Genomic DNA, 15480 nt, shown 5'->3' with positions numbered 1-15480 from the left:
ATTCCTCTGGCGGCGTCCCGACTGCGTCCATCAGGATCCAACTGCTTCCGATCAGACACCATATCGGCTCATCACCATCTGGACACTGCTTTCGATCGTTTCCGTCATCTCGGCTTCGCTGAGCACCCCACCCGTAAACAGCAGCGGCCAGAAGGCGCGCGCCTTGATCAGGCCAATGAATTCGCGCCCGGCCCGTTCCGGATCATCGATCCGAAGCTGCCCATCCTCTGCCGCATCTTTGAGCATGGCAATGAATGTCGCCGTCTTGTCCAGCTTGCCCTGCGCTTCCGCCGCAAGCGTCGGGTTGCGCAAGGTTTCGCTGATCACCATCCGGGCCATCGCGATAACATCGGGCCGCATCAGAATGCGCCCTTCGGCCCAGGCCAGTTCAGTCAGTTGCGTACGAATATCGCGACCTTTTTCATACCGAATTTCCAGCACTTCAGCAAAGCGACTTGACAATTCGACCACGATGGAGCGGAACAGGTTTTCTTTACTTTCAAAGTACTTGTACAACGTACGCTTGGACACTTCGGCCCTTGCTGAAATGCGATCCATACTGGCCGCGGCAAAGCCCTTTTCCTGGAACTCGGCCACGGCAGCTTCGATGATCTGTGCGCGCTTGGACGCATTCTGTGCGCTGCATTCGTTCATGTCAGAGCTATAGACCTATTGACGTGCCCCGGTCAAATACTAGGTAAACGCAGGAGTTTACAAGGGCGAAATTATATGCCATGAGTAAACCCGCGAGTTTACCAATTGCGGAAACCAGCACCAACAGGAGACCCCCTCATCATGGCTCTTAAATTGAACCTGAACGGCACGACCCACGAGGTTGATGCCGAACCCGGAACGCCTCTTCTCTGGGTGATCCGAGACGAACTGAAACTGACCGGCACAAAATTCGGCTGCGGCGTGGCATCCTGCGGGGCCTGCACCGTGCACGTGAATGGTGAGCCCGTCCGTTCCTGTCAGACATTCATTGAAGACGTCGAAGACGCCGAAGTCACGACCATCGAAGCTGTCGGTGACGACAAGATCGGTGCTGCCGTACAACAGGCCTGGGTCGAACTGGATGTTGTCCAGTGCGGCTATTGCCAGTCAGGTCAGGTGATGTCGGCTGTCGGGCTGCTGTCCGAGAACCCGAAACCGTCAGTCCAGGAGATTGACGAGTACATGTCCGGCAATGCCTGCCGCTGCGCCACCTATCAACGCATTCGCGCCGGCATCCAGCGCGCGTCTGAAATTCTGGAGGCCTGATCCATGACCATCAACACTTCTCGCCGTGGGTTTCTGAAAAGCGCCGCCGCTGCCGGTGCCGTCCTTCTGGTCGGCACCCGTCCGGACGGTGCGCTGGCCGCGGCCTCGTCCGAGACCGCGCAGTTCAATCCATTTGTGAAGATCGATGCCGATGGCACCGTGACCGCCATCGTCAAACATTTTGAAAAAGGTCAGGGCCCGGCGACCGGACTGCCGACGCTGATTGCCGAAGAAATCGGCCTGACCATGGACCAAATCGAATACGAGTTCGCCCCCTCGGATCCGAATGTCTACAACAACCTGCTATTCGGCCCATTCCAGGGCACCGGCGGTTCGACCGCGATGGCGAATTCGTGGCTGCAATACCGTCAGGCCGGTGCTGCCGCGCGCGAAATGCTGATCAACGCCGCCGCGCAAAGCTGGGGCGTGGATGCATCCGGCATCACCATCGAAGACGGCATCGTGAAGGCAGGCGACAAGTCGGCTCCGATCGCTGAATTCGTGTCCGCTGCGTCGCAACTGGACGCTCCGGCAGAGCCACGCCTGAAGGACCCGTCCGAATTCCGTCTGATCGGAAATGAAACGGTGCGCCGCAAGGATACGGCCATCAAAAGCAACGGCCAGGCGATGTTTGCCATGGACGTTCACCTGCCCAACCAGATGATCGCCATGATCAAACGCCCCGAAGCAAAGGGCGGCATCGCGCTGGGCTTTGATGACAGCGCATCGAAAGAGGTCAAAGGCTATATCAGCGCCGCGGTTCTGCCCAATCAGGCGGGCGTCGCGGTGTATGCCGAGAACACCTGGGCCGCGATTCAAGCACGCGATGCGCTTGAGGTCGAATGGGACATGTCCGGCGCGGAAACCCGCAACTCGGACCAGATCAAGGCCGAGATCATGGCCGCGCTGGAGGCTGAGCCCACATATAACGTCAACAAGGCGGATTTTGCCGCTGTGGCAGCCGCCATCGACGGCGCGGACAAGGTCGTTGAAAAAACGTTCTACTTCCCACTGCTGGCCCATGCCCCGATGGAACCGTTGAACTGCACCATCGAGCAGACCGCAGACGGAGACATCGTTCTGCATGACGGGGCACAGATGCCGACGGGTCCTCATATGGCCTACCAGCAGATCTTTGGCCTGCCGGCCGAGAAGATCCACATCAAAACCATGCTGGCAGGCGGGTCTTTCGGGCGCCGCGCCACCCCGGATGCGGATTATCAGGTCGAGGCCGCCCTGGCCTTTGTCGTCACTGACCGCTCGCGCCCGGTGAAACTGGTCTGGACGCGCGAAGACGACATTCGCAGCGGATATTACCGACCGGCCTTTGGCCACAAGGTCCGCGTGGGTCTGGACGCCGAAGGCAACATCGTCGGGTGGCAGCACCAGATTGCCGGCCAATCCGTGATCAAGGGCACCCCGTTCGAGGCTGTTCTGGTTCATGACGGCATCGACCACAGCTCGGTCGAAGGCGTTTCGGACAGCCCCTACAGCATCCCCGGCATGGCGGTGGGTCTGACCGACACGCCAAAGGCGACGACGGTTCTGTGGTGGCGCTCGGTCGGGCACACCCACACCGCCTATACGATGGAAACCATGATGGATCTGGTGGCCGAGGCCGCCGGTCGTGATCCGGTGGAGTTCCGTCTGGCCCATCTGTCCGACAGCGGCAACCCGGACCAGCAACGCAAGGCAGCTGTTTTGAAGCTGGCGGCCGAAAAGGCAAACTGGGGCAATGCGCCAGAAGGCCGGTCGCAGGGGATTGCCGTTCACAAGTCCTTTGGGTCTTACGCGGCTGAAGTGGTCGAAATCTCGGGCGATCCGGAAAGTGGCATCAGGATTGAAAAGGTCACCTGTGCCGTGGATTGCGGTATCGCCGTGAACCCCGATATCGTGCGGGCCCAGATGGAAGGCGGCATCGGCTATGGCATTGGCCATGTGATGCGTGACCAGATCACCCTGACAAGCGGGGCTGTGGATCAATACAACTTCCCGGATTACGAACCGCTGCGTATCGGGGATATTGCCGCAATCGACGTGCACATCATGCCATCGGCCGAAGCGCCGACCGGCGTCGGAGAACCCGGCACGCCACCGTCGGCACCGGCTTTGGCCAATGCGATCAAGGCCCTGTCAGGTTTGCATGTGGCGCAATTGCCCATGGAAGAACATGGCGTAAGCTTTGCCTGAAAACAGCTCTCCGCGCCGGTCAATACCGGCGCGGGGCGTCCCATGAAGCCCCAAGTCAGAATTTGATCAAATTTGGTGACAAAGCACATCCATTGAAGTAAATCACTGGGGAGTTTCACCGACGGAGCCCCCAATGGATCTGAGAGCCCTGCACAATTTTCGCGTTGCCGCATGTGACCTGAACGGTCAGATGCGAGGCAAACGCGTGCCCCCCGGCTATGCTGACAAACTGGGAAAAGGCGCCGTGCGAATGCCGTTTTCGGCACTGAACGTAGACCTGTGGGGCGCTGATATCGAAGGAAGCCCGCTGGTCTTTGAAACCGGCGACGCTGATGGGGTGCTGCGCCCGACCGAACGCGGCCCGGTCCCCGTGCCCTGGCTGGATACGGAAACAGCGCTGGTGCCGATGTGTCTGTATGATGATGACGGCGTACCCTTTCCGGGCGACCCGCGGCATGCCCTGTCCGCCACACTCGACCGCTATGCGCAACGCGGCTGGTCCGTTGTTGCCGCGACGGAGTTGGAGTTCACGCTCGTTGACGCTTCTGGCGCGCAGCCGCAACCGCCGGTGAATCCGATCACAGGGCGGCGCCTTGCGGATGAGGCCGTTCTGTCGGTTGCCGAAATGGACGCGTTCGAGGCGTTCTTTACCGACCTGTACGATGGCTGCGCCGCAATGGGCATCCCCGCGCAGACGGCCATTTCCGAAAGCGGCATCGGCCAGTTCGAAATCAACCTGAACCATCAGGACGCCATGCGCTGTGCCGATGATACGTGGCTTTTCAAGGCATTGACGCGCGGATTGGCGCGCAGGCACGGATTTGCGGCCACCTTCATGTCCAAGCCTTATGCCGATGACGCGGGCAACGGAATGCATGTGCATTTCTCGGTGTTGGACCAGAACGGACACAATGTGTTCGACAACAACGGGCCGGAAGGCACCCAGATATTGCGGTCTGCCGTAGCGGGCTGTGTCGCGGCCATGCCGGGCAGTACGCTGATATTTGCACCTCACGGCAACTCCTACACACGGCTCATACCGGGTGCACATGCGCCCACGGGCGCCTGCTGGGCCTATGAAAACCGAACCGCTGCCATTCGTATCCCGGGTGGGGCGCCCGCCGCACGGCGCATCGAACACCGCGTCGCCGGCGGGGACATAAACCCGTATCTGATGCTGACCGCAGTTCTGGGCGCGGCACTTGTCGGCATCGAGGACGGCTTGACCCCACCTGCCCCGATCACGGGGAACGCCTATGACATCGCGGACCTGCCTCAACTGATGCCGGATTGGTCGAGCGCGATTGACAGGTTTGCCACGGATCCCTTGGTGGCCCGGCTGTTCCCCGCCGACCTGATCCGCTATCTGACCATGACCAAACGACAAGAGATCACCCGATTTGCGAACATCCCGCCCGAGGATCACTGGCTGTGCTATCTCGAGACGGTTTGACCCCCTTGCCGCGCCAACCAGTCTCGGTTAGGATTAATTTGATCAAATTTGGTGACATATGAAAATCGGTATTCTACAAACCGGCCACACCCCCGAAGTGCTACAGGAAGAATTCGGGGATTATGACGAACTTTTCCCCGCGTTGCTGCGTGACAACGGGTTCGAGTTCGTGACCTTCGCCGTCGTGGACGGCACTTTCCCCGATGGTGCGGATGATGCGGATGGATGGATCATTACCGGATCGCGCCACGGGGTTTACGAGAACCTTCCCTGGATCGCCCCGCTGGAAGCGTTGGTGCGCGAGGTCCGGGAAAGTGGAAAACCCCTGATCGGCGTTTGCTTTGGCCACCAGATCATTGCTCAGGCACTGGGTGGCAAGGTCGAGAAATTCTCGAAAGGATGGGCCATAGGTCGTACGGAATACGAATATGACGGCAACAGATTATGGCTGAATGCCTGGCATCAGGATCAGGTTGTCGAATTGCCGAAGGAAGCGCGGGTTCTGGGCCGGAATGCCTTCTGCGAAAACGCGATGCTGGCTTATGGGGACACAATCTGGACGGTTCAGGCCCACCCGGAATTCAGCAACGGATTCGTGGCAGGCCTGATGCGGACACGGGGCAAGGGCGTGGTGCCCGAAGACCTGATGCGCGAAGCCGCAAATCGCGAGACGGCCCCGGACGACAACGCCAAAATCGCGTGCCACATGGCCGAGTTTCTAAAGAAAGAGAGAGCCTGATGGCTGATTGGACCGATAAACTGCCGGAAGCCGCAAAGGCATATTTCCATGGGCAACGACTGGACGAAGTTGAATGCATCATTTCGGACCTGCCGGGGATTGCGCGCGGCAAGGCGGTGCCTGCATCAAAATTCGCAAAGCAATCCTATTTCCACCTGCCCGACAGCATCTTTTACCAGACCATCACAGGGGGCTGGGGCGAAGCGGCCGGCGATGACGGGTTCATCGAGAAGGATATGATCCTGAAGCCCGATTTCTCGACCACTTCCGCTGCGCCGTGGACGGGGGATTGGACATTGCAGGTGATCCACGACGCCTATGACCGGGATGACAATCCGATCCCCTACAGCCCGCGCAACGTGCTCAAGCGTGTTGTGCAGCTTTATCATGACAAGGGATGGAAGCCGGTTGTTGCACCAGAGATGGAGTTCTTTCTGGTTGCCCCCAACGTGGACCCGGCGCAGGGCATCAAACCCATGATGGGGCGTTCCGGTCGTCCGGCGGCGGCGCGGCAGGCCTATTCCATGACGGCCGTGGACGAGTTTGGCCCGGTGATCGACGACATCTATGATTTCGCCGAGCATCAGGGGTTCGAGATCGACGGCATCACGCAGGAAGGCGGCGCCGGGCAGTTGGAAATCAACCTGCGCCATGGCAATCCGGTGAAACTGGCCGATGAAGTCTTCTATTTCAAACGCCTGATCCGCGAGGCCGCGCTGCGCCACAATTGTTTTGCCACCTTCATGGCCAAACCGATCGAGGAAGAGCCGGGTTCGGCCATGCATATCCATCACTCGATCATCGACATGGAAACCGGTCAGAACATCTTTTCTGGTCCTCAAGGGGGTGAGACGGACGCGTTTTACCACTTCATCGCCGGATTGCAGAACCACCTGCCCGCTGGTCTGGCGGTCATGGCGCCCTATGTGAATTCCTACCGGCGCTATGTGAAGGATCACGCGGCACCGATCAATCTGGAATGGGCCCGTGACAACCGCACCACCGGTATTCGCGTGCCCCTGTCCGGTCCGGACTCGCGGCGCGTAGAGAACCGCATCGCCGGGATGGACTGCAACCCGTATCTGGGCATCGCGCTGTCGCTGGCCTGCGGCTATCTCGGCCTGGTCGAGCAGGAACGCCCACGTCGTCAGTTCTATGGCGACGCTTATGAAGGCGAGGGCGATATCCCGCAGGTCATGGGCGAAGCACTGGACCTGTTCGACGAGGCCACCGCCCTGCACGAGGTTCTGGGCCCCGAATTCGCCCGCGTTTACGGCATCGTCAAACGGGCCGAGTACGAGGAGTTCCTACAGGTCATCTCTCCGTGGGAACGTGAACATCTGCTGATCAACGTCTGAGACCTTCCGTGAACCTGCTTTATTCCAATGACCGCAAGGGCCAGTACCCTGACAGTTGGTATGCCGCAACGGCACATCCGATGGATCGTTTTCCCGCGTTGTCAGACGACACCAAGGCGGATGTGTGCGTTGTCGGTGGCGGCTATACGGGGCTGTCCGCAGCTCTTCATCTGGCCGAAGCCGGGTTCGACGTCGTGCTGCTTGAAGCGCACCGCGTCGGCTTTGGCGCGTCGGGCCGAAACGGCGGCCAGTTGGGCAGTGCGCAGCGGATGGACCAGGAAGACCTCGAGCGTCTTGTTGGCGATGCCGACGCCGCCAGGCTGTGGGAACTGGCCGAAGACGCCAAGGATCTGGTCAAATCCCTGATTGCAAAACACCGGATCGCGTGTGACCTGAAACCCGGTGTCGCCGTTCTGGGCCTGAGCAAATCCGAGCAGAAAGAGCTGCATGACCACGCCGGCCATCTTTCCGAGCGGTATGGATACGACCAGATCGAGCTGCTGGACGAAAACGCGGGTCATTCGCTGTGCCCGTCACCAGCCTATCACGGGGGGTATCTGGATATGGGTGCGGCGCATCTGCACCCTTTGAACTTTGCGTTGGGATTGGCGCAAGCCGCGGCCAAAGCGGGCGTTCGCATCCATGAAAGCACCGAAGTGACCGGGATCGACGAGGGCCAGACGGCAGTGATCCGAACTGCACACGGCAACGTTCGGGCCAAGAACGTCATTCTGGCCTGCAACGGGTATCTGGGCGATCTCAATCGTTCCGTCGCCGCCAGGGTCATGCCCATCAACAATTTCATCGCGGCCACCGAGCCCCTAGGAAAGGACGCCGCGCGGGTTTTGACCCGGGATGTGGCGGTTGCGGATACGAAATTCGTGGTGAACTACTTTCGCCTCAGCGCCGATGGCCGCCTCTTGTTCGGAGGCGGCGAAAGCTATGGCTATCGCTTTCCATCGGATGTCGCCGCCAAGGTCCGCAAACCCATGACGGAAATTTTCCCGCATTTGCGGGATGTGAAGATCGACTATGCCTGGGGCGGAACGCTGGCCATTACCATGCGGCGGATGCCGTATCTGGCCTGTGTTGCACCCAATATCCTTTCGGCTTCGGGATATTCCGGTCACGGTGTCGGCACTGCGACCCATGCCGGACAACTCATGGCGATGGCCATTCAGGGTCAGGCCGAAGGGTTTGACACGATGGCACGGGTGCCCGCGCTGTCTTTCCCCGGCGGCCCCGCCCTGCGCAATCCGCTGCTTGTGCTGGCCATGACGTGGTTCGCACTGCGCGACCGGCTTGGAATCTGATCCACGTAAATTGCGACAGATTGGTGAATTTTCGCCTGCCCGGCGATTGGGACTTGGATTGCCTTCCGAATATCTTTATCTTTCCCAAAGATAGAATTCAGGAAATCCAAATATGACGCTGCCCCCCAACGTTCACGACGCCGAGCCCATCCCTGCCGCCGCCAAGGACGCGATCGAGGCCCTGATGCAGTCAGGTGATCTGTTCCGATATACAGCACCGCAGGATGCCCCTGTGGCCTTGCTTGAGGCAGAGTTCGCGGAATTGTTGGGCACGAAGTACGCCTTGGCGGTGTCGTCCTGCTCGGCCGCGCTGTTTCTGTCGCTCAAAGCACTGGGCCTGCCCCGCGATGCGCGTGTTCTGATCCCCGGCTTCACCTTCGCGGCCGTGCCGTCGTCGGTCGTCCACGCCGACTGCATTCCGGTTCTGTGCGAAGTGGGTGAAAACTATCGCATCGACATGGCCGATTTCGAAGCCAAGCTGGACAACGTTCAGGCTGTCATCATCAGCCACATGCGCGGGCATACATCCGACATGGATGCGATCATGGCCTTGTGCGACGCACGAAACATTCCGGTGATCGAGGATGCCGCGCATTCGCTGGGCACCACATGGCATGGCCGCAATATCGGTACGATCGGAAAGGCCGGGTGTTTCTCGTTCCAATCCTACAAGATGATCAATGCCGGCGAAGGTGGCATCCTGATCACGAACGATGCAGATCTGGTCGCGCGGGCCGTCATCATGTCGGGCGCGTATGAACACAATTGGAAGAAGCACAAAGGTCCGCAGGGCGACAACTCACCCGAACTGCAAGAGGCCTTTGCCCGCTGGCAGAACAAGCTGCCGCTGTACAACCTTCGCCTGAGCAACCTCAGCGCCGCCGTGATCCGTCCGCAGCTTCCGGAACTGGCGCGCCGCGTCCGCGATGGCCTGGCGAACCACGATTACGTGGCCGGCCGCCTGAACACCTCGCCTCATATCGAGGTTCCCGCCCCCCTGCCCCCCGAGCAGCGTGCGCCGGATTCGATTCAGTTCAATCTTGTCGGAATGCAGGAACATGAGATCCGCGCCTTTGCCGCAGCGTCCGAGGCGCGCGGCGTCAAGGTTCAGGTTTTTGGTCTGAGCGAAGACAACGCCCGCGCCTTCTGGAACTGGCAATTCCTTCCGGAATCTTTCGACCTGCCCAAGACGCGCGACATGCTGATGAAGGCCTGTGACGTGCGCCTGCCCGTCCGACTGACCCGCGAAGAGCTGGACGTGATTGCCGACATCCTGCTGGCATCGGTTGGCGAAGTGACCGGCCCGATGCCGGTTTACGGCACGTAAAACGACGGCACTTTGAACAAGAAAGGCCCGCATGATGCGGGCCTGTTTCTTTGTTCGGAACGGATCAGTTCAGCTTGGACAGTTTTTGCTGCAACTCGGCCAGCTGTTTCTTGATGTCATCCAAGTCCTCTTTCGGTTCAGACTTGTCCTCTTCCTTTTCCGGGCTGGACCATCCGCTGGACAGCCCACTGGTCATCGCCTTCAGGAAAGCCTGCTGCTGCGCCTGCAATGCGTCAAAACCCGGCATCTGAGACATCGGATTCATCGCGTTCATGTTTTCCATCATCTTGTTTTGGCTTTCGCGCAGCATCTCGAACGAGCTTTGCAGAAACTGGGGCATCATTCCCCCGCCCGGCAGCATGTAACTGCGCACCAGATCATTCAGTACATTCACCGGCAGCACGTTTTCACCCCGGCTTTCATGTTCGGCAATGATTTGCAGAAGATACTGGCGTGTCAGGTCATCGCCTGTTTTCAGATCAATGATCTGCACTTCGCGCCCGTCGCGGATGAACCCCGCGATATCTTCGAGCGTCACGTAATCGCTGGTCTCGGTATTATACAGCCGACGGCTGGCATAGCGCTTGATAAGCAGCGGTTTTTCTTGGTCCGACACCGGGTTCCCTCCCCAAGGATGATGCGTTGCAGCACAGGTTATGCGAGTGCAGCACAAAAAGAAAGGGCAGGTCAATGGACCTGCCCAACGCGATTGCACCTAATGGGAGGGTTGGGTGCGCTTCGCGGACGTTTCTTACTTTGCAGCCGCAGCTTTCTTGGCTGCGGTGGTGACCTCGTTGGTCGCCTTTTTGACGGCAGCGGTTGCTTCTTCCGCGGCGTCTTTGCCGGCAGCCATCAGCAGCTCGACGGTTTCGGTCTGAACTTTTTTCGCGATTTCAGCGAAAGCGGCCAGGTTTTCAGCTGCAACTTCAGCCGACGCGCTTGCGAAGTCAGTTGCGGCTTTTGCGTAGTCAGCAGGCTCTGCCTTGGCTTTCGACATCTCGCTCAGCTTGGCCAGGGTGTCCTTGGTCCATTTGTTCGAGATCTCGGCCGATTTCTCAGCAGCGTCCAGGGCAACGCCCGACAGCTTCTCGTTCAGCGAAGCGGTCGATTTGAATGCGCCTTCCATTGCGGTGGTGTCCACCGGAAATGCACCCATCATGTCTTTCATGATCGCGGTAAAGTCTTGGGTCTTTGCCATTGTCCTAATCCTTTTAGCCTGTCCGGGCCCACCCCGGGTTTCATCAGCTTGAGGACAATATGATTGCTGCACCGCAGCATTGCAAGTTTTTTCTTGCTGCGACGCAGAATTTTTAAGTTTCAAAATGAAATCAGGCGTTTGGTTTCGCCACAACATAAGTCCCGGGTGCGGATGCAAGGCTCGGGTGCTTCGAATCACCCGGCTCACGGGCCGGAACCTGCTTGCCGGACCGCTTCTTCAACCACGCGTCCCACATGGGCCACCAGGACCCCTCGTGAAAATCAGCTTCCTTCAGCCAGGTGCTGGCGTCCGACTTCATATCCGGGTTGGTGTAGTGGCCATATTTCTTCTTGCTGGGCGGGTTCACGATGCCCGCAATATGACCCGATTCTGAAACCACGAAGGTTTTGGACCGCGAGCCCATTTTCTGCACGCCGCAGTAACAGTCTTTCCATGCCGCGATGTGGTCGGTTTCGCAGGTTATGGCCATCAGCGGCACATCCACGTCTTCGAGTTTCAGCTTGTGCCCCATCAACTCGAAACCGTCGGTTGCGAACTCGTTGCGCTGGCAGAGGCCTCGCAGATATTCCACGGCCATTTTTGCTGGCAGGTTTGCACCATCGCCGTTCCAGTAGAGCAGATCAAAGGCCGGAGGCACTTCCCCCATCATGTAGCTGCGAATGGCCGGACCATAAATCAGGTCGCGTGATCGCAGGAACGACATGGTGCGCGCCATGATCCACGACCGCAGAACGCCCTCCTTTTTTACTTCCTCTTCGATTCCGTCGATGAAGTCGTTTTGCAGGAATGGCGTAAACTCACCCTGATCGGAAAAATCCGTCAGTGCCGTGAACAGCGTTGCGGATTTGACCGATTTGTCGCCACGCTGTTTCAGCAAGGACAAGGTCAGGCTCAGCGTCGTGCCCGCGATGCAATAACCCACTGCGTTGACCTGTTTGACCTTGCAGATCTTCTTGGCCGTTTCGATTGCGGTCAGGAAACCGTCCTGAATATAGTCTTCCATGCCGGTTTCGGCATAGCTTTCATCCGGGTTCACCCAGCTTACGACAAACAGGGTATAGCCCTGTTCGGTGATCCATTTGATCATGCTGTTCTGGGCTTTCAGATCCAGAATATAGAACTTGTTGATCCAGGGCGGGAACAGAACGATGGGCGTCTCATAAACCGTTTCAGTCACCGGCTTGTACTGGATCAGCTCCATCATCCGGTTGCGATATATGACCTCGCCCGGCGTTGTCGCCAGGTTTCCACCAACCTCGAACGCGCTTTCATCCGCCAGTTTGACGACCAACTCGCCATCATTGGCTTCGAGGTCTGAAACAAGGTTCTCCAACCCTTTTATCAGCGACTGACCTTCGGTCTCGACCGCCTTTTGCAGAGCATCCGGGTTAGTCGCCAGAAAATTCGTGGGCGCCATCATGTCGATGATCTGCTGCGAGAAATACTGTAGGCGTCGTTTGTCCTTGGCATTCAGATCATCGACCGACGAGACAGCCTGCGCAATCGCTTCCGCGTTCGTCAGGTATTGCTGCCGGATCAGTCGGAAATAAGGGTTTGTCTCCCAAAGGGGATTGGAGAACCGCTTGTCACCGGGCTTGGTTTCCTCGGTTTCCACCTCACCCGTTGTCAGCGCTTTCTGCGCTTCGGCAAAGTTGAGAACCGACTTGCCCCAGAATTCTATCTGTTGCTCCAACAGTTTGGCGGGATTTTGCCATGCATCGGCCCAATACGCCGTTGCTGCTCGTGCGAAAAGCTCTTGATTCGGGCCGTCCAGCGCTGGGGTGTGCGACTTTTTTGACGCCATAATTTCAATCAGGCGCTTCGAGAGCTGCTCGACCTTTTCCATATTTTCTTTAATGCGTTCAATATGTTCTTCGGACACGTCCGGCATTTGGTCTTCACTTGTTGTCATTTTAACAATTCCACCCTAACCTCGCTGCCATGCAGAATAACGTCGTGGGTGCTGGGGGGCAAAGCGACGAATGGTCCGAACTCTCAGGATGACACTCAGGAGGCCCCATTTATGCGCTATATGATGACCTACGACCTTATGGAGTCCATGCGTAACACCAACCAGTGGCTTGGTGCAACCGCAAGCGCGATGGCGTCCTACCCACTGTTTTCCATGACACCCAACCCGGCGTTCAGCTGGATGGCTGCCTGGGGCGAAGTCACCGAACGAACCTTCCAGCGAATGATCGTCAAACCTGACTGGGGCATTCGTACTTTCACCTGCGAGGATGGAAAGGACCATCTGGTCGAGATCACGACAGTTCTGGAACGCCCCTTCGGCGATCTGGTTCATTTCCGTGTCAACGGCCGGGAAGAACAACAGCGCAAGGTCCTGCTGGTTGCGCCCATGTCCGGCCATTACGCCACGCTGCTGCGTTCGACTGTCAAAAGCCTGCTGGTCAATTGCGAAGTTTACATCACCGATTGGCATAATGCGCGCGATATTCCTGTGTCTGCCGGCAAGTTCGATGTCGAAGACTACACGCTCTACCTTGTAGATTTCATGAAGGAACTGGGGCCGGACACGCATGTCGTCGCGGTTTGTCAGCCCGCCCCGCTGACACTGGCGGCCACCGCCTATCTGGCCGAGGTCGAACCCAAGGCTCAACCCAGCACTCTGACACTGATTGGCGGGCCGGTGGACCCGGACGCGACCCCGACCGACGTCACCGACTTTGGACGCCGTGTGACGATGGGTCAGCTGGAAGAAACAATGATTCAACGAGTCGGGTTCAAGTACAAAGGTGTCGGGCGTATGGTTTACCCCGGCCTGCTGCAACTGGCGTCGTTCATGTCGATGAACGCCGATCGCCACTCCAAAGCGTTTTCCGATCAGATTCAGCGTGTTATCCGCAACGAAGCCTCGGACTTGGATGCGCATAACCGTTTCTATGACGAATATCTTGCGGTGATGGACATGACGGCCGAGTTCTATCTGTCAACAGTCGAACGCGTGTTCAAGAACCGTGAGATCGCACGCAACGAATTTGTTGTCGCCGGCCACAAGGTGGATATCGGCAAGATCACGGATGTTGCCGTGAAATCGGTCGAAGGTGCGAATGACGATATCTCGGCGCCCGGTCAATGTATTGCTGCACTGGATCTGTGCACCGGTTTGCCAGAGAGCAAAAAGGCCAGCCACGTAGAACCCGGCGCGGGCCATTACGGCATTTTCGCGGGCCGCAGCTGGCGCGATAACATTCGCCCGCTTGTGATTGATTTCATGAACGAAAACAGCCGCAAGAAACGCCGCCGCGCAGCGAACACCAACAAGGTCGCCTGATGAACATGGGCGGGCCGGCACATGGTGGCCTCGCCTTTTCGTGCAGTTGCGGCCAGTTGAAGGGTCAAATCTCGGACCGGGGCGTTCGGCTTGGAACCCATGTCGAGTGTTTTTGTCATGACTGCCGCGCGGCGCAGCTGTATTTCGGGCAGCCCGACCCGGCCCCCGGCCCGGTTGACATCTTCCAGATGGCACCGGATGAAATCGAAATCACCGCCGGAAGCCAATTCCTTTCAGCCATGAAGCTTGGCCCAAACGGCATGCTGCGATGGTATGCCAGCTGCTGCGACGCCCCGCTGGCAACGACGCCACAGACCGCACGTTTACCTTTTGCAGGATTTATTGTCGGCAGGATTGCCGGTGATGTTTCCGCATTGGGGCCGGTCACGACCCGTGGGTTTGTCCCTCGGCCCGATGGCAAACAGAAACACGAAAAGGTCAGGTTTGCGGCGTTTGGCCTTTTGCGCCGCACCTTGCAATCGCGCCTGTCAGGACGCTGGAAGAATACGCCGTTTTTCGACCCTGAGACCGGCAAGCCCGCGGTCGTACCGAAAGTCATTTCGAAAGACGAACGGGCGGCGCTTTACCCCTAGACAAACCTTTGCGGGATGTTCAGCCAGGTTTCCAAGGCTTTGTTCACGGCATCGGGCGCTTCAAGCGGCAGCAGATGCCCGGCATTTTCGACGATCTCAAACGCGGCCTCTGGTATCAGGTCAGACATGAAAGAATGCCGTCTGACCGGGGTAAGCGTGTCATGGGCACCGCACATGATCAAAGTGGGGACTTTGATCCGGCGCAACGATCCCTGTTGGTCGGGTCGGCGCTGCAAGGCACGCATTTGGCGCGCAAAAGTTTCGGCGCCCAGATCATTCGCCATTGTCAAAAGATCATTCAGAATGGGGATTCGCCTGGGCCCCGGTGCCAATGTATCGGTGCCGACCAGTTGGCGCATGACCTCTTCCAGCCGCCCACCCAGGGCACCAATGATCAGGTCCTCGCGACTGGCCGCGATCTGAGGTGTATCCGCCTGAGCGTCCGTCGACATCAGGCACAGGCGCGACACCCGTTCCGGTGCCCGCCGGATCAACTCCAACGCCACCACACCGCCCATGCTCAGGCCGACCAGGGCAAACCGATGGGGAAGCTGATCCAACAGCCCCGAGGCGATCTCTTCAATTCGTTCGCCTCCGGAAACAGGTGCAACAGTGACAGGCCGTACCCGTGACAGCGCCTCGATCTGAGGCCGAAACAGGCGGGCATCACACATCAATCCAGGCAACAACACCAGCGGCTCGATCACGCGGGGGTCTCCATCTGCTCGGTTTT

At 58.5% G+C, this 15480-nt stretch carries 14 protein-coding genes; 9 read left to right on the top strand and 5 right to left on the bottom strand.

Annotated features, from left to right (window positions below; translation table 11 throughout):
- Positions 1 to 51 precede the first annotated feature (51 nt).
- The gene (locus tag ACR0A2_RS00650) at positions 52 to 654 is read right to left on the bottom strand and encodes a TetR/AcrR family transcriptional regulator (protein WP_152458466.1); all 603 of its coding nucleotides are present in this window, start codon (positions 652 to 654) and stop codon (positions 52 to 54) included.
- 141 nt (positions 655 to 795) lie between these two features.
- On the opposite strand from ACR0A2_RS00650, the gene ACR0A2_RS00645 reads away from it, so the two are divergent.
- The 7 genes from ACR0A2_RS00645 to ACR0A2_RS00615 all read left to right on the top strand — a co-directional run bounded on the left by ACR0A2_RS00645 (position 796) and on the right by ACR0A2_RS00615 (position 9640).
- Positions 796 to 1260, top strand: a complete 465-nt coding sequence (locus tag ACR0A2_RS00645) for a (2Fe-2S)-binding protein (protein WP_152458467.1) — start codon at positions 796 to 798, stop codon at positions 1258 to 1260.
- A gap of 3 nt (positions 1261 to 1263) precedes the next feature.
- A complete protein-coding gene (locus ACR0A2_RS00640; RefSeq protein WP_171362619.1) occupies positions 1264 to 3450 on the top strand; it encodes a xanthine dehydrogenase family protein molybdopterin-binding subunit in 2187 nt (728 codons plus the stop codon).
- A gap of 133 nt (positions 3451 to 3583) precedes the next feature.
- The gene (locus ACR0A2_RS00635; protein ID WP_480833730.1) at positions 3584 to 4903 is read left to right on the top strand and encodes a glutamine synthetase family protein; all 1320 of its coding nucleotides are present in this window, start codon (positions 3584 to 3586) and stop codon (positions 4901 to 4903) included.
- Between the two features lie 58 nt (positions 4904 to 4961).
- Complete coding sequence (locus ACR0A2_RS00630) at positions 4962 to 5642, top strand: type 1 glutamine amidotransferase (RefSeq protein WP_480833729.1); 681 nt, start codon at positions 4962 to 4964, stop codon at positions 5640 to 5642.
- Entirely contained in the window at positions 5642 to 7000 is a 1359-nt protein-coding gene (locus ACR0A2_RS00625) for a glutamine synthetase family protein (RefSeq protein ID WP_224853088.1), read from the top strand. The genes ACR0A2_RS00630 and ACR0A2_RS00625 overlap by 1 nt, the downstream gene beginning before the upstream one ends.
- Before the next feature lie 8 nt (positions 7001 to 7008).
- Positions 7009 to 8313, top strand: a complete 1305-nt coding sequence (locus ACR0A2_RS00620) for an NAD(P)/FAD-dependent oxidoreductase (protein WP_480833728.1) — start codon at positions 7009 to 7011, stop codon at positions 8311 to 8313.
- A gap of 112 nt (positions 8314 to 8425) precedes the next feature.
- On the top strand, positions 8426 to 9640 hold the full coding sequence (locus tag ACR0A2_RS00615; RefSeq protein WP_480684007.1) for a DegT/DnrJ/EryC1/StrS family aminotransferase: 1215 nt from the start codon (positions 8426 to 8428) through the stop codon (positions 9638 to 9640).
- Between the two features lie 64 nt (positions 9641 to 9704).
- Here ACR0A2_RS00615 and phaR read toward each other — a convergent pair whose 3' ends face one another.
- The 3 genes from phaR to ACR0A2_RS00600 all read right to left on the bottom strand — a co-directional run bounded on the left by phaR (position 9705) and on the right by ACR0A2_RS00600 (position 12771).
- On the bottom strand, positions 9705 to 10256 hold the full coding sequence (gene phaR / locus ACR0A2_RS00610; protein WP_480833727.1) for a polyhydroxyalkanoate synthesis repressor PhaR: 552 nt from the start codon (positions 10254 to 10256) through the stop codon (positions 9705 to 9707).
- 135 nt (positions 10257 to 10391) lie between these two features.
- A complete protein-coding gene (locus ACR0A2_RS00605; RefSeq protein ID WP_152458475.1) occupies positions 10392 to 10838 on the bottom strand; it encodes a phasin family protein in 447 nt (148 codons plus the stop codon).
- 130 nt (positions 10839 to 10968) lie between these two features.
- Complete coding sequence (locus tag ACR0A2_RS00600) at positions 10969 to 12771, bottom strand: PHA/PHB synthase family protein (protein ID WP_480833726.1); 1803 nt, start codon at positions 12769 to 12771, stop codon at positions 10969 to 10971.
- 111 nt (positions 12772 to 12882) lie between these two features.
- Here ACR0A2_RS00600 and phaZ point away from each other — a divergent pair, with 111 nt between their 5' ends.
- Both phaZ and ACR0A2_RS00590 read left to right on the top strand, forming a co-directional pair.
- Positions 12883 to 14154: a polyhydroxyalkanoate depolymerase gene (gene phaZ / locus ACR0A2_RS00595; protein WP_480833725.1), complete on the top strand. Its 1272-nt coding sequence runs from the start codon at positions 12883 to 12885 to the stop codon at positions 14152 to 14154.
- Positions 14154 to 14747: a DUF6151 family protein gene (locus tag ACR0A2_RS00590; protein ID WP_480833724.1), complete on the top strand. Its 594-nt coding sequence runs from the start codon at positions 14154 to 14156 to the stop codon at positions 14745 to 14747. Before phaZ ends, ACR0A2_RS00590 begins: the two co-directional genes overlap by 1 nt.
- Here ACR0A2_RS00590 and ACR0A2_RS00585 read toward each other — a convergent pair.
- Positions 14744 to 15454, bottom strand: coding sequence for an alpha/beta fold hydrolase (locus tag ACR0A2_RS00585; protein ID WP_480833723.1), 711 nt, complete (start codon positions 15452 to 15454; stop codon positions 14744 to 14746). The genes ACR0A2_RS00590 and ACR0A2_RS00585 overlap by 4 nt on opposite strands.
- Between the last annotated feature and the right edge of the window lie 26 nt (positions 15455 to 15480).

This window comes from Ruegeria sp. H8, from assembly GCF_056532905.1.
The sequence above is the reverse complement of the archived record's forward strand: the minus strand, read 5'-3'. Positions and strand labels throughout refer to the sequence as shown.

Bases quoted from the DNA above. Each gene is read 5' to 3' on its own strand.
- ACR0A2_RS00650 (WP_152458466.1), bottom strand. From the start codon at position 654: ATGAACGAATGCAGCGCACAGAATGCGTCCAAGCGCGCACAGATCATC.
- ACR0A2_RS00645 (WP_152458467.1), top strand. From the start codon at position 796: ATGGCTCTTAAATTGAACCTGAACGGCACGACCCACGAGGTTGATGCC.
- ACR0A2_RS00640 (WP_171362619.1), top strand. From the start codon at position 1,264: ATGACCATCAACACTTCTCGCCGTGGGTTTCTGAAAAGCGCCGCCGCT.
- ACR0A2_RS00635 (WP_480833730.1), top strand. From the start codon at position 3,584: ATGGATCTGAGAGCCCTGCACAATTTTCGCGTTGCCGCATGTGACCTG.
- ACR0A2_RS00630 (WP_480833729.1), top strand. From the start codon at position 4,962: ATGAAAATCGGTATTCTACAAACCGGCCACACCCCCGAAGTGCTACAG.
- ACR0A2_RS00625 (WP_224853088.1), top strand. From the start codon at position 5,642: ATGGCTGATTGGACCGATAAACTGCCGGAAGCCGCAAAGGCATATTTC.
- ACR0A2_RS00615 (WP_480684007.1), top strand. From the start codon at position 8,426: ATGACGCTGCCCCCCAACGTTCACGACGCCGAGCCCATCCCTGCCGCC.
- ACR0A2_RS00605 (WP_152458475.1), bottom strand. From the start codon at position 10,838: ATGGCAAAGACCCAAGACTTTACCGCGATCATGAAAGACATGATGGGT.
- ACR0A2_RS00600 (WP_480833726.1), bottom strand. From the start codon at position 12,771: ATGACAACAAGTGAAGACCAAATGCCGGACGTGTCCGAAGAACATATT.
- phaZ (WP_480833725.1), top strand. From the start codon at position 12,883: ATGCGCTATATGATGACCTACGACCTTATGGAGTCCATGCGTAACACC.
- ACR0A2_RS00590 (WP_480833724.1), top strand. From the start codon at position 14,154: ATGAACATGGGCGGGCCGGCACATGGTGGCCTCGCCTTTTCGTGCAGT.